At 62.4% G+C, this 13,573-nt stretch carries 15 protein-coding genes; 7 read left to right on the top strand and 8 right to left on the bottom strand.

All coding sequences use genetic code 11. The features are described from left to right. Nucleotides 1-17: 17 nt before the first annotated feature. From AO356_RS22345 to AO356_RS22360, 3 genes are all read right to left on the bottom strand, one after another. Nucleotides 18-569, bottom strand: coding sequence for a thioesterase family protein (locus AO356_RS22345; protein ID WP_060741589.1), 552 nt, complete (start codon nucleotides 567-569; stop codon nucleotides 18-20). Between the two features lie 267 nt (nucleotides 570-836). Further along, nucleotides 837-1,217, bottom strand: coding sequence for a RidA family protein (locus AO356_RS22350; RefSeq protein ID WP_060741590.1), 381 nt, complete (start codon nucleotides 1,215-1,217; stop codon nucleotides 837-839). 227 nt (nucleotides 1,218-1,444) lie between these two features. Further along, nucleotides 1,445-2,398, bottom strand: coding sequence for a LysR family transcriptional regulator (locus AO356_RS22360; protein WP_060741592.1), 954 nt, complete (start codon nucleotides 2,396-2,398; stop codon nucleotides 1,445-1,447). A 100-nt stretch (nucleotides 2,399-2,498) separates the two neighbouring features. Here AO356_RS22360 and AO356_RS22365 point away from each other — a divergent pair, with 100 nt between their 5' ends. Beyond that, nucleotides 2,499-3,362 carry an aldo/keto reductase family oxidoreductase gene (locus tag AO356_RS22365; RefSeq protein WP_060741593.1) on the top strand — a complete coding sequence of 288 codons (864 nt, stop codon included), beginning with the start codon at nucleotides 2,499-2,501 and terminating at the stop codon, nucleotides 3,360-3,362. 108 nt (nucleotides 3,363-3,470) lie between these two features. Here AO356_RS22365 and kefC read toward each other — a convergent pair whose 3' ends face one another. The 4 genes from kefC to AO356_RS22385 form a co-directional block, all read right to left on the bottom strand. Beyond that, entirely contained in the window at nucleotides 3,471-5,297 is a 1,827-nt protein-coding gene (gene kefC, locus AO356_RS22370) for a glutathione-regulated potassium-efflux system protein KefC (protein WP_060741594.1), read from the bottom strand. Nucleotide 5,298: 1 nt separating this feature from the next. Further along, nucleotides 5,299-5,820 (bottom strand): glutathione-regulated potassium-efflux system oxidoreductase KefF, encoded by a 522-nt coding sequence (kefF, locus tag AO356_RS22375; protein WP_060741595.1) that lies wholly within the window; start codon nucleotides 5,818-5,820, stop codon nucleotides 5,299-5,301. A gap of 176 nt (nucleotides 5,821-5,996) precedes the next feature. Continuing rightward, on the bottom strand, nucleotides 5,997-7,343 hold the full coding sequence (locus tag AO356_RS22380) for an ATP-binding protein (RefSeq protein ID WP_060741596.1): 1,347 nt from the start codon (nucleotides 7,341-7,343) through the stop codon (nucleotides 5,997-5,999). Continuing rightward, the gene (locus AO356_RS22385) at nucleotides 7,340-8,050 is read right to left on the bottom strand and encodes a response regulator (protein WP_060743168.1); all 711 of its coding nucleotides are present in this window, start codon (nucleotides 8,048-8,050) and stop codon (nucleotides 7,340-7,342) included. Before AO356_RS22385 ends, AO356_RS22380 begins: the two co-directional genes overlap by 4 nt. Nucleotides 8,051-8,392: 342 nt before the next feature. Between AO356_RS22385 and AO356_RS22390 the strand changes: the two genes are divergently transcribed. The 4 genes from AO356_RS22390 (at nucleotide 8,393) to AO356_RS22405 (ending at nucleotide 11,413) form a co-directional block, all read left to right on the top strand. Continuing rightward, nucleotides 8,393-9,181: a VacJ family lipoprotein gene (locus AO356_RS22390; RefSeq protein ID WP_060741597.1), complete on the top strand. Its 789-nt coding sequence runs from the start codon at nucleotides 8,393-8,395 to the stop codon at nucleotides 9,179-9,181. Beyond that, complete coding sequence (locus AO356_RS22395; RefSeq protein ID WP_060741598.1) at nucleotides 9,174-9,410, top strand: hypothetical protein; 237 nt, start codon at nucleotides 9,174-9,176, stop codon at nucleotides 9,408-9,410. The genes AO356_RS22390 and AO356_RS22395 overlap by 8 nt, the downstream gene beginning before the upstream one ends. Before the next feature lie 153 nt (nucleotides 9,411-9,563). Then, a complete protein-coding gene (locus AO356_RS22400; RefSeq protein WP_060741599.1) occupies nucleotides 9,564-10,865 on the top strand; it encodes an Nramp family divalent metal transporter in 1,302 nt (433 codons plus the stop codon). 68 nt (nucleotides 10,866-10,933) lie between these two features. Next, nucleotides 10,934-11,413 carry a VOC family protein gene (locus tag AO356_RS22405; protein WP_060741600.1) on the top strand — a complete coding sequence of 160 codons (480 nt, stop codon included), beginning with the start codon at nucleotides 10,934-10,936 and terminating at the stop codon, nucleotides 11,411-11,413. Between the two features lie 188 nt (nucleotides 11,414-11,601). Here the strand turns inward: AO356_RS22405 and AO356_RS22410 are convergent, their stop codons facing one another. Continuing rightward, nucleotides 11,602-12,003, bottom strand: a complete 402-nt coding sequence (locus AO356_RS22410) for a RidA family protein (RefSeq protein WP_060741601.1) — start codon at nucleotides 12,001-12,003, stop codon at nucleotides 11,602-11,604. A gap of 133 nt (nucleotides 12,004-12,136) precedes the next feature. Between AO356_RS22410 and AO356_RS22415 the strand changes: the two genes are divergently transcribed. Continuing rightward, nucleotides 12,137-13,063, top strand: coding sequence for a LysR family transcriptional regulator (locus AO356_RS22415; protein ID WP_060741602.1), 927 nt, complete (start codon nucleotides 12,137-12,139; stop codon nucleotides 13,061-13,063). Nucleotides 13,064-13,096: 33 nt separating this feature from the next. Beyond that, nucleotides 13,097-13,489: a GFA family protein gene (locus tag AO356_RS22420; RefSeq protein ID WP_060741603.1), complete on the top strand. Its 393-nt coding sequence runs from the start codon at nucleotides 13,097-13,099 to the stop codon at nucleotides 13,487-13,489. The last annotated feature ends 84 nt before the right edge of the window (nucleotides 13,490-13,573 follow it).

Here is a 13,573-nt window from a genome sequence, read left to right on the forward strand (position 1 = left end):
GGTAAGTGGTGTGCTGGCTAGCGTGGGGGCTCACCTTCCTCCAGGCGAAGCCCGAGGCTCAAGTCATCGCAGCTTTGCGACCAGGCGGCCAGCCAGTCGGGCATGGCGGGCGATTGTTCGGCCAGGCCCAGCTCGCGGATGAACTCAGCCGGTGCAATCGTGCCTTTGGCCGAGCGGAACAGGCCGCGCATGATCACCACCCCGACCACACGTCCCTGGCTGATGAAACGGTGCTCCATGAACGTCCATTTTTCGTCCCAGCCGAGCAGGCGGGTGTGCACCTCGAACGCCTCGAACAGTTTCAATTCCCGCCTGAACTTGCCCCAGACATCCCCCACGATCGGCACCGCCCGGTTGCGCAACGCCACTTTGTAGGCGCCGCTGCGCAGCACGTAATCCATGCGTCCCACATCGGCCAACGTGAAGTAGCGTCCGTTGGTGACGTGGCGATTGAAGTCCAGGTCCAGCGGCCATACCCGCATGCGCACCACCGTGGTGCCCAAGGGCGCCGCCGGCTTGCGCCACGGGCGGCGGAACAGCATCAGCAACAGTCGGAACCAGAGATTCATGAGCAGGGCCGTGAAGAGGGAAAGCGGCGCACTCTAGACCCCATGCAGGGAGCGGGCTAGGTGCGAAAATGACGATTTGCGTGGCAATCGCGCATTTGGGGCATGTTCGAGGGGCTTTTGTGGCAGCGAGCTTGGGCCCGCTGTGTGGCGAAGCCGTCCCAGGAGTTTGTGTTGAAACAAAGAACCTGGGTCTGCTGCGCAGTCCAGCGGGAGCAAGCTCCCTCGCCACAAAAGCGCTGCAGCGCTACAAAGGTGCAAGGCGCTCGTTCAGCCCTTCGCCGCCATCGCGGTCACTTCCACTTTCATGCCTTCAACCGCCAGCGCCGCCACACCCACCGCCGCACGCACCGGCCAAGGCTTGGCGAAGAAGCGTTTGTAGACCTCGTTGAACGCGGCGCGGTCAGCCATGTCGGTCAGGTAGATGGTCAGGTGCAGGACCCGGTCCATGGAACTGCCGGCGCCCTCCAGGGCCTTCTTGAGGGCTTGCAGTGTGCATTCGCTCTGCAGGGTGATGTCACCCAGTTCCAGGCTGCCGTCGGCGTGGGTGGGGATTTGCGTGGAAACCAGCAGGCCGCCGAAACCGGCGACGTCGGAGGAAATGGAGTCCGCATCCGGATCTGGAATAAACGTGATGTCTGGGTTGCTCATGCAAAGCCTCATGCTGGAAAAGAAAAAGAACCGCCGCAGTTTACCGTCCCTTGCTGCGTCGTTCCTGCATTCCTTTATCCGCATAGGACTGCCCGCCGCGGGGCTGCGAATCAAAACCAGAGGCGTCAGCAGCGGCATCGTTCCCACAATGGATTTGTGCTGGGGCGGGATTTTCAGCTACACAGCCGAACCCCTGTGGGAGCGAGCTTGCTCGCGATAGCGGTGTATCAGCTTGCGGGGGTGTTGGCTGTGCTGACGCCATCGCGCGCGAGCTCGCTCCCATACCGTTGTGCATTGATGAAGTCCACGAACGCCCGCAGCGGCGAGGGCAGGTAGCGGCGACCGGGGTAGTAGAGGAACGGCCCGGTGAAGCGCTGCCACCAGGGTTCGAGCACCGGTTCGAGGGCGCCGCTGTCCAGGTAGGGTCGCAGCCAGTCTTCGAACAGGTAGACGATGCCCAGACCGTCTACAGCGGCTTGCACCGACAGGTCCACCGCACCGCCAATGCGCGTGATCAACGGGCCGCTCGGGTCGACGCTGATGGTTTCGCCGCCACGCTCATACTCCCACAGCGGCATGGCGCCGCTGGGGAACTTGCCCCGCAGGCACGCGTGTTCCAGCAGGTCTCTGGGATGTTCCGGCCTGCCCCGGGCATCGAGGTATGCCGGTGCGGCGGCCGTGGCGAAGCGCTGGAAGCGGGGGCCGATGGGGAGGGCGATCATGTCCTGCTCAAGGCGTTCGTCGTAGCGAATGCCAGCGTCACAGCCGGCGGCGAGCATGTCGACGAAGCTCTCTTCGGTGACCACTTCCAGGCGGATGTCGGGATAGCTGTTCAGGAACGGCGTGATGATCGCCGGCAACACCAGCCGGGCCGCGCTGACCGGCACGTTCAGCCTGAGGGTGCCCGAAGGACGGTCGCGAAAGTCGTTGACCACGTCCATCGCCGCCTCGACCTCGCCCAGGGCCGGGACGATGCGTTCCATCAACCGGGCACCGGCCTCGGTCGGTACCACGCTGCGGGTGGTGCGGTTGAGCAGGCGCACGCCGAGCCGGCTTTCCATCCGGCGTACGGCATCGCTGAGGCTCGACGCGGACTTGCCGCTTACCCGCGCGCCTTCACGAAAGCCCCCGGCATTGACCACGGCCACAAAGGCCAGCAAATCTTGAATATCCGTTGCCATTGTTCTCTCCGCCGTACAGCCCGTGCCGATTGCACCTGATTATCAAGGGAATGGTCAACGCCTATAGTCGGCCCACTCACATTGATCCGAGGGGCACGAGATGAACATTGCAGGCAAGGCAGGCAGCTTTTTACTGGGCGATCGCACGGTCAATCGCATGGGCTACGGCGCGATGCAACTGGCGGGGTCCAACGTGTTCGGCCCGCCCAAAGACCCGGCGGCCGCCATCGCCGTGCTGCGCGAAGCCTTGGCGAGCGGGGTCAACCACATCGACACCGCCGATTTCTACGGGCCCCATGTCACCAATCGGCTGATCCGTGAAGCGCTGCACCCTTATGCCCAGGACCTGGTCATCGTGACCAAGGTCGGCGCCGTGCGCGGCGCCGATGCGTCCTGGAACCCGGCCCACAGCCCCGCCGAGCTGACCCGGGCGGTCCACGACAATCTGCGCAACCTGGGCGTGGAGGTCCTGGACGTGGTCAACCTGCGGGTGTGGGGCGATATGCATTCGCCCACGGAAGACTCCATCGAAGAATCGTTCACGACACTGGCGCAGTTGCAGAGCCAGGGGCTTATCCGTCACCTGGGCCTGAGCAACGTCACGGCCGCGCAGGTCAAGCAGGCCCAGGGCATTGCCAAGGTGGTCTGCGTGCAGAACCACTACAACCTGACCCATCGCGACGACGAACAGCTCATCGCCGACCTGGGCCGGCAGGGCATCGCCTATGTGCCGTTCTTCCCCCTGGGCGGCTTCACACCGCTGCAGTCGGAAACCCTTTCCAGCGTGGCGGCGCGCTTGCAGGCGTCACCGCTGTGCGTGGCCCTGGCGTGGTTGCTGCAACGTGCGCCGAACCTGCTGCTGATTCCCGGCACATCGTCCCTGGCGCACCTGCGGGAAAACCTCACGGCGAGTGAGCTGAAGATCCCTGCGCCGATGCTCGCCGAGCTGGACGCATTGGTCTAGTGGCCTGAAAGACCAGCGTCTCGCCAGCATCGGCGCTGAGCTGGGTTTCAGCGCCAGCGCCAACTTGCAGCCGATGTCCGGCGCAAGTTCGGGCGCGTATGACGCCGGTCAACCCGGCGTCTTGTCGGTTTCGTTGCGATGGTGTTCCGGCCAGCTGTCGACGGGGTGGGCACGGTCTTCGTTGAACATCTCCGTGAGCAGCGCATTGGCGCGTCGGTAGGCGTCGTGGCGGAACGCGAGGTCGTCTTCCGGCTGGGCGACGATCTCCTCCAGCATCTTGAGGTTCAGCCGCCGGAACTGATCCGCCCGTTCACGCGCTTCGTAAGCCCCGACCCCCATGTGCTCCAGCGCACTGCGACCCAATGCCAGCGCGCTCTCGAAGGTTTCCCGCTCGGCCGCCTCCACGCCCATCTGCCGCAGGGTGATGAGGTGGCCCATGTCCCGCGCCCGCACGATCAGTTGCAACGCGGGAAAGTGCTCCTGGGCCAGCCGGGTCAGCGTCAGGTTGTCTTCCTGATTGTCGATCGCGTTGATCAACACCACCGCTTGGGCCGCGCCGGCCGCATGCAGCAAGTCGAGGCGGGTGGCATCGCCATAAAAGACTTTCACGCCGAACTTGCGCAGTGTCTCGATGTTGTCAGGGTCGTGATCCAATACCACCACCTCGACGCCGCAGGACATCAACAGGCGTCCGGCGATCTGCCCGAAACGGCCGAACCCGGCGATGATCACCCGTGGGTTCTGTTGGTCGACGAGGTCGGATTCGCGTTTGTTTTTCCGGGTGACGGACTCGAAGCGATCCAGCAGCAGGATCAGCAAGGGCGTCAGGCACATGGACAAGGCCACCGCCAGGGTCAGGCTCTTGCCCCATTGATCGGTCAAGATGCCGGCCACGGTCGCCGCGCCGAACACCACGAAGGCGAACTCGCTGCCTTGGCCCAGCAACACCGCCTGCCAGGAGCGCTGGCCGGCGGGGACGTTGAGGAACCGGCCCGCCATCTTGATCACCAGCAGCTTGATCAGGATGAAACCCAGGGTCAGGGTGATGACTTTCAGCGGTGCGTTGACCAGGGTGCCGAAATCGATCGACATGCCGACGCCGATGAAAAACAGACCCAACAGCAGGCCCTTGAACGGCTCGATGTCACTCTCCAGGGCATGTCGGTATTCGGAGCTGGCGAGCAGCACCCCGGCGAGGAACGCGCCCATGGCCATCGACAGGCCGGCTTCCTCCAGCAGAAAGCCGAAGCCGAACACCAGAAAAAGCGCGACGGCACTGAAAATCTCCCGCAAGCCTGAGCGTGCGGCGAAGCGCAGCAGCGGTCGCGTCAGGTAGCGCCCCAACAGCACGACGATGGCGATGGCGGCGACGATTTTGCCAATCGATAGCAGCAGCGCGGTGCCCGAAGGTGTGTCGCCGTGGGCCGACAACAACGGGATCATCGCCACCAGCGGAATGGCCGCGATGTCCTGGAACAGCAGCACGGCAAAGCTGCTGCGCCCGACCGCGGTGGCGGTCAGGTTGCGTTCGCTCATGGCCTGCATGGCGATGGCCGTGGAAGACAGGCTCAGGGTCAGGCCGACCAGCAACGCTGCCGTCCAGTTCAGGCCCAAAGCCGTGCAGAACAACCCAATGGCAGCGCCACAGGCGAGCATCTGCAGGGCACCGCCACCAAACACCATCCGGCGCAGGGCCCAGAGCCGTTTGGGGTCGAGCTCGAGGCCGATGATGAACAGCATCAGCACCACGCCGATTTCAGCGAACTCCAGGATGGCCTTGACATCGGTAATCAGCTTCAGCCCCCACGGGCCGATGATGCACCCGGCCAGTAGATAACCCAACACCGGGCCCAGGCCGAATCGAACGGCAATCGGTACGATCAGTGTCGCCGAGGCCAGGTAGATGAGCATTTCAATCAGGCTGTGAGTTTCCACTTCAATCTTCCTTCCAGGCGGCCAGGCGAGCGGCATAGTGTTCGATTTGGGCGTGCTGGGCATCCGCTTCGGCGGCATAGGCGCCATGCACGACGACCGGCTCCAGCCAGCGCATGCCGCAATAGATGGCCGTGGCGTGGAGGGGTTGGGCCAGTGCGGCAAAGCCTGGGTAGCCGCCGATCTGGAAATGCCCCTGATCGCCGCCGGTGGTCACGGCCCACAGCAGGGATTTGTCCTTGAGAGCCGTGGCGCCTTTGCCATAGGCCCAGCCGTGGGTGAAGACTTTATCGATCCACAATTTCAGCAAGGGCGGGGAGCTGTACCAGTACATCGGGTGCTGGAGGACGACCAGCTCTGCTTGTTCCACCGCCCGCTGTTCCGCCTCGACGTCGATGTCGAAGTCGGGATAAAGCGCATAGAGCGAACGTATGACCACGTCCGGGTGGCTGGATGCTCGCTTGAGCATCTGCTGGTTGACCCGCGATTTGTCGGGGTAGGGGTGCGCGTAAATGATAAGAATCATCGGTGAATTCCTTGGTTTGGCTCCGTCGATTCTTGTCTGTCGTGGGCGCGAACGATGGCACTGGGTCGGGCGATACAAACAAGAGCGCCTTTCCGGGACAGGGTCAGGCCGGAAAGGCCGGACATCCTACCGAGGAAGGCGCCGATTGTTTAGCGCGGATCGACACATCGGGGCCTTCAGTCAAGCGGTAGCGAGACCCTGGCCTCCAATCCGCCACCCTTGCGATTGCGCAGGGTCAGCGTCCCGCCATGCTCCAGCACCGTCGCCCGGGCCGCCGACAGGCCGAGCCCGACGCCGCCAGTGTGCTTGTTGCGAGAACCTTCGATGCGAAAGAACGGCGTGAAGACCTGCTCAAGGTATTGGCCGGCGATGCCCGGCCCTCGGTCGAGGACGCGAATGTCCACACGGTGGGCGTCGGCTTCGAGTCGAACCGTCGGTTCGCCGCCGTATTTGATCGCGTTGTCGATCAGGTTGACCAAGGCGCGCTTGATGCCGATGGGCCGACCGACATACACCAAGCGCTGGGCACCTTCGAACCCCACCTCGGTGCCGGCGTCCTTGAGGTCATCGACGATGGTGTGCAGCAGTTCGGCCAGGTCGAACGCGGTGGCATGTTCAAGCCGGGCATCGTCACGGAAGAACGCCAGGGCTGAATTGACCATCGCCTGCATTTCGTCCACGTCCCTGAACAAGCGCGATTGCTGCTCGGCATCCTCGATGAACTCCCCGCGCAGGCGCATGCGGGTCAGCGGCGCGCGCAAGTCGTGGGAGATGGCGGCGAGCATCTGGGTGCGGTCCTGCAGGAAGTGCTTGAGCTGGGCCTGCATGGCATTGAACGCGAGGATCGCCTGGCGGATTTCGTGGGGGCCGATGACCGGAATCGGTGGTGCCTGATGGTCGACGCCAAAGCGTCGGGCGCCTTCGGCAAAGCGTTCCAGCGGTGCGGCCAGGTGCCGGGTGGCGATCAGTGCGACGATCAACGTCGAGAGCAGGATCAGCGCGATGATGATCCCGTTGCGCGCCCATTCGCCCAGCCCCCAACTGCGCGACGGCACGGAGAAGATCACCCACGAATGGTCGGCCAGTTCGATGATCACCGCGTAGCGTGCATCCGGTTGGTCGGCCGGCCAGTCGCCCGGTTCGTAGGCTTCGATCCTGGCATCCGGCCGACCCAATTGCTGGCGCAGGAGCGTCGAACCTTCACTGAACTCCGGGTCGTCGATCACCGGCAAGCGCGCCTCTTCATGCCGCTTTAACCAGTGCGCATTGAACGCCTGGTCGCTGGCGGCCGCAGCAATCGCGGGGCGTTGTTCGGGGGCGACGGAGTCGATGATGCGGGTGATGGCGGCGGCCTTTTCCATCAGGCCGGTTTCCATCAGGGGAGGGCGCGCCCAGGCACCGGCCAGCAGGCTGAACAGTTCGTTGAGGGCCAGCAAGGTCAGCATGGCGATCATGGTGGTCAGGGCGATCCAGCGCGCCACCGTGTCCCGTGGACGTTGAGTGCCCGAGCGCGCGGGTTTCATCGCTTCACCACGTGCGGGCTGAACAGGTAGCCGCTGTTGCGCACGGTGCGGATCATCGACGCACCGGTGATGTCGGTCTCCAATTTGCGCCGCAGGCGGCTGACCTGGACGTCGATGCTGCGGTCGAACGCCTCGAAGGTTTCGCCGCGGGCCAGGTCCAGCAACTGTTGGCGAGTCAGCACCCGGCGCGGGTGTTCGGCAAACACCAGTAGCAGTTCGAACTCGCCGGTGGACAGGGGGATCATGACCTTGTCCGGTGAGCGCAGCTCGCGGCGGGTGACGTCCAGTTGCCAGTTTTCGAACTCCAGGATGGGTCGGGAGGCGTCGCTCGACGCGGCCCTGGCTTCACCGGTACGCCGCAGCACGGCACGCACCCGGGCCAACAGCTCCCGCGCATCGAAGGGCTTGGTCAGGTAATCGTCCGCCCCCAGCTCCAGGCCGACGACGCGATCACTCAACTCGCCCATGGCGGTGAGCATGATGATGCCGACCGTGTGCTCGGCCCGCAGCCGTTGGCACAGCACCAGCCCGTTGTCGCCCGGCAACATGACGTCGAGGATGATCAGGTCCGGCACCTGGCGTTCCACCGCCTGCCACAGGGCATTGCCGTCGGCGGCCACATCCACGCTATAGCCATGTTGTTCGAGGAACTTGCGCAAGAGGGCGAGGACTTCGAGGTCATCGTCCACCAGTAATAAATGGCTCACGGTGGGCACGCAGGGTAATGAATACAGGAGGGGATACTAGGGTCAATCCAGGGCCCGCGTCATATATTTCAACCCGGTAATAAAGTTGCCGGCGGGCAATATTCTGGAAATCTGCGGGCAAGAAAACGGCGGCAGGATGGCCTTGATGTCGGTCAGTTAAACCACCCACCAACACTGAACCCTGTGGCGAGGGAGCTTGCTCCCGCTGGGTCGCGAAGCGGCCCTAAAAAAAGCGGTGAGCGCTTCGCACTCAAGCGCGAGCAAGCTCCCTCGCCACAGGGGGCGGTGTTTGGCTTTCGACCGGCCCAGGCAGCATCCCATTCCTCGCCGAGATAACCCTGTATGCCGATCACCAAGCCCGCTCCGTTGTTCGTTCGATCCACCGTCGTGGTTGTATTGGCGGCACTCGCCAGCGGTTGCTCCAGTACGCCCGCTGCAACGCCGGGCTCGTGCGAAAGCGCGACCTACACCGTTTACGATCCCGCAGAACCGGTTAACCGCGGCATATTCGCCTTCAACCGAACCGTGGATGACTATGCGCTGGCCCCGGTGGCCCGTGGTTATCTCAAGTTGCCGGAGATGTTCCAGGCCGGCGTCCACAACTTCGTGGCGAACTTCGGCGAGCCCAAGGTGTTCATCAACGACTTGCTGCAAGGCAATGGCCAACGCTCGGTCAACACACTGGGCCGTTTCGTCATCAACACCACTGCAGGCATCGTCGGGCTGATCGACGTGTCGGGCAAGCTGGGCATCGAGCGCCACAAGGCCGATTTCGGCCAGACCTTCGGCGTCTGGAACCTTGCCCCCGGGCCCACCGTGGAACTGCCGCTGCTGGGCAGCGCCAACCTGAGGGACGCGACGGGCAAAGTGCTGAGTTTTGCCGTCGACCCGTTCGGTGACAACAGCAGCACCGTCGACACCCTGGGCACGATCAACACCGTCGGCGGCGTTGTCGATGGCCGTGCCGAGGCATTGCCACTGACCGACGAGTTGCAGGCGGAACCGGATTACTACGCGGCGCTTCGCGATGCCACGGCGCAGCGGCGTGCCGATCTTGTCGCGCAGGGCAAGTTGGGAGCGGTGGAGGAGGGCAACCCCCAGTGCCAGGATGGAGCCGCTGCCGATGAATAACCAGGCGCTGGTCTTGCATCGGCGAATGCGCTCGCTCGAGCCGGATGTATTGCACTGTCGTGAAGTTGAATTGTGCTTGGCCGAGGATGGTCGCCATGTGCTGCTCAACCGTTATGTCGAGTTGTATCGCCATGAACATGTCAGTTGGTGCGCCATCCAGCAGCATCGGGTGCCGCTGGCGAAGATGGTGCGCTGGTTGGTCGATAACGGCGAGCAGGTGAAGGATTAGTGGCAATTTGCTCTTGAATACAGCGGTACATCGGGGGCGGATGCCATGAAACATTTTTACATAATTACGCATGAATAATGGTTGTACGACGTCGTATCTAATATGTTCGACTGTGGCCGTTTCTCACAAAAAAAATAAACGGAGATTCCATCCATGACGAGCATTCCTTCCGCTGAAGGCAAGGCTGCGGCGCCCGTGCAAGGCCGTTTCGTGCGTCTGCTCAAGCTTCTCGGCCCCGGCATCATCGCGGTACTGTCCTGGCTGGGCGCCGGCGACCTGATCACCTCGTCCGTGGCGGGGGCGAACTACGGCTACGCAATGATGTGGGTGCTGGCGGTTTCTCTGCTGCTGCGCTACTTGATCGTCAACATCATCGCGCGCTTCCAACTCTGCAATAACCAGGGCATGACCATCCTGCAAGGTTATGCCCAGCTCAATCCGTTTTTCGCCTGGTTCCTGCTGGTGTATGCGCTGCTCATGGGGCACCTGATGAATGCCTACATGATCAAGGGTGCTGGCGAAGCCCTGGCCATGTTGCTCAAGGTCGACTATCCACTGCTGTGTTCGGTGGCGGTGGTCTTGGCGGTGTGGATGCTCGTCGGGCGCAATATCTATTCGATGATCGAAGGCGTGATGAAAGGCCTGCTGGCGATCATGACACTGGCGTTCCTGGCCCTGGCGGTGATGTCCGGCCCGGATGTCGCGGGCATCGTCAAAGGTACCATCGGCTTCAGCATTCCGCCCGATGAAGGCGTGCACGGTGCGCTGCTGGTGGCCGTTTCGGTGATCGGTGCGGTGGCCGGCTCCATCGCCAACTTCGTCCATCCGTATGTCATGCGCCAGAAGGGTTGGGTGGGGCCTGAACACAAGCGTATCCAGCGTAACGACCTGCTGTTTGCGGTGTTCGTCGGGATCATCATCAACCTGGCGATCTGGATCGTCGGTGCGGAAATCCTGCGACCCAACGGCATCGAGGTCAAAACCCTGGGCGATCTGGGCAAGGCCCTGGAAATGTTCTTCGGCTCGATCGGTTGGTACGTGTTCTTCATCGGCGTGTTCGCCACGCTGTTCGCCAGCATCTCCGGCAAGACCACGGCGTTTCCGATGCTGATCACCGATGCCTTCCAGCACGTGCGGCCCGAGCGCCGGGAGCGCTACGGCAAAGAGTTCCACCATGATCCGATGCACAAATGGTTCATGCTGTTCATTCTCGTGACGCCGCTGATCTGGTCGCTCCCCGGCATGCCGGACTTCGTCACGCTGACCATCGGCGTCAACGCGCTGAATATCGTCGGATTGCCGGTGATTTCCCTGGGCCTGCTGATCATGTCCAACCAGAAGTCCCTGCTGGGCAAGGAATATCGCAACAACCTGTTCGAGAACATCGCGCTGATGTTTGCCACGGGCCTGGCGTTGTGGGTCGCGTTCCAGCTGGGGGTCGATCTGTTTACTTGAGGCTCGGCCATCTGCAACTTTCGGGGGACTGCTAGACTTTATCGTCCAGTCCCTTTCGGAGAAGCGGAATGAACAATAAGAACAGGATCTGCCTCTGGTACGACGGCAATGCCCACGAAGCTGCGCAGTTCTACGCCAAAACGTTTCCCGACAGTGCGGTGAACGCTGTCTATCAGGCTCCGAGCGATTATCCGTCGGGCAAGGAGGGTGATGTGATCACGGTGGATTTCACGGTGATCGGCATCCCTTGCATCGGTCTCAACGGCGGGCCGGTGTTCAAGCACAGCGAGGCCTTTTCATTCCAGATTGCAACTGAGGACCAGGCCGAAACGGACCGCTTGTGGAACGCGATCATCGACAACGGCGGCCAGGCCAGTGCCTGTGGCTGGTGCAAGGACAAGTGGGGCTTGTCGTGGCAGATCAGCCCGCGTGTGTTGCTTGAAGCGGTCGCCAGTCCTGACAAGGCCGTCGCCAAGCGGGCCTTCGAGGCCATGATGACGATGACCAAGATCGACATTGCGGCGATTGAAGCGGCGGTGAAAGGTTAGCCGGCGCAGCACTTCCATTCCCTTGTGGGAGTGAGCTTGCTCCCACACTGGATCGTTGGTGGCTTCGATTTTTCGGCCTGTCCAAATCCCCTGTGGGAGCGAGCTTGCTCGCGATGGCGCCGGCACAGCCAACAGTGATGCAAGCTGACCCACCGCTATCGCGAGCAAGCTCGCTCCCACACTCGATATCACGAGGTGGCCTCAGGCAACCTGGCAATCACCTTGATCTCGAACTGAAAACCATACAACCACGTCACGCCCACCGCCGTCAGTGTCGGATGCGGCGCGCTGCCCCAGAATTCGGGCACAACGCTCCATACCCGTTCGAAGGTCGACTCGGGATCGACCATGAACACCGTCACATCCACCACATCGTCAAAGCTGCAATCGGCCGCGGCCAGGATCGCCTTCAGGTTGTTGAACGCCAGCCGCACCTGAGCTTCCAGGTCGGGTTCCGGCGAACCGTCGGCGGTGCTGCCGACTTGCCCCGACACGAACAGGAAACCATTGGAACGAATCGCCGGTGAATAGCGATTGCGCTCATACAGTGCCTGGCGTCCGGGCGGGAAAACTACATCGCGCTGTGTCATTAAATATCTCCATCAAAGAGTGGGTTCCAAACGATGAACTCACTCTAGGGGCTTGTGTCCGGGGGATAAACGAGCAACCTTGGCGATCACTGTTTGTAAATTCCAAACAATCGGATCGATACCCGAGGCAGAAATGGATCGTTTTGATGCGATGCAAGCGTTTGTGCGAGTCGTGGAGGCGGGCAGCTTCACCAAGGCGGCGGAAACCCTGCACATGAGCAAGACCACCGTGACCCAATTGGTGCAGCAGCTCGAGGCACGGTTGCGGGTCAAGCTGCTCAACCGCACCACGCGCAAGGTCAATGTCACCGCCGACGGTGCCCTTTATTACGAACGGGTGATTCGTTTGCTGGCCGACATGGACGATGCCGAGACCAGCGTCTCCAGCGCCCAGGCGCTACCCCGCGGGCGTCTGCGGGTGGACGTGCCGAGCCCGCTGGCAGTGATGATCCTGGTACCGGCCTTGCCGGCGTTTTATGAACGTTATCCGGACATCCAGATCGACATGGGCGTCAGTGATCGCATCGTCGACATGATCGATGAAAGTGTCGATTGCGTGGTGCGCGGCGGTGCGCTGGTGGATCAGTCGCTGGTGGCCCGGCGCGTCGGCGATCTTGCCCTCGGCGTCTTCGCCGCCCCGAGTTACCTGGCACGGTTCGGCCGGCCCGCGCATCCGCGCGAACTGGAAGAATCACAGCATCGCACCGTGGGTTTCCTGTGGGCGCGCACCGGTAAATCCCTGCCTTACGCCATGCGCCGTGGCAGTGAGCTGCTTCACGTCAAAGGGCGCTACGCCCTGGCCATCGACGACGGCAACGCCTACCTCGCCGCCGGCCTGGCAGGGTTGGGCGTGCTCTGGTTGCCGGAGTACATGTCCCGGCGTCACCAGGCGCAAGGCGAGTTGGTGCCGCTGTTCGAAGACTGGCACCTCGACCCGATGCCGCTCTACGTGGCTTACCCTCCGAACCGTCACGTCAATGCCAAGCTGCGGGTGTTCATCGATTGGGTGGTGGAGCTGATGGCGCAGCATGCGCCTATCATTGATCGACCGGTTTCGTGAAGTTTGTCTGTCCCGTTGTAGAGGAGATGCGCAATGGACCCATTCACTGGCGGTTGCCTATGCGGCAATGTTCGACTTGAAGCTGCTGGGCGCCCGTATCGCGTCGGTGTCTGTCATTGCCTCGATTGTCGCAAGCATCACGGGGCACTGTTCTACGCGGCGGCCGTGTTTCCCCAGGATGCGGTGACGATCGAGGGTGAAACCCGGGACTACGCCGGGCGATTTTTCTGCCCTCGCTGTGGCTCGTCGCTGTTTGCCCGCTCTGGCGACGAAATCGAAGTGCACTTGGGAATTCTGGATGCTCCCGGTCAACTGATGCCCACCTACGAAAGCTGGACCGTGCGCCGTGAGTCCTGGTTGCCGGCGTTTCCGCTCACCCGATGCTATGCCCATGATCGTGAGGGTACGGGGCGGTCTGAGGAATAGATGCAACGGGTTCTACCGTCATCGCGAGCAAGCTCGCTCCCACAGTTGATCTTGGGTGCGCGCCAATTCCGGATTCACCCTGTG

It is taken from the genome of Pseudomonas fluorescens, assembly GCF_001307275.1.
In the GTDB taxonomy this organism is placed as follows: Bacteria; Pseudomonadota; Gammaproteobacteria; order Pseudomonadales; family Pseudomonadaceae; genus Aquipseudomonas; species Aquipseudomonas fluorescens_AA.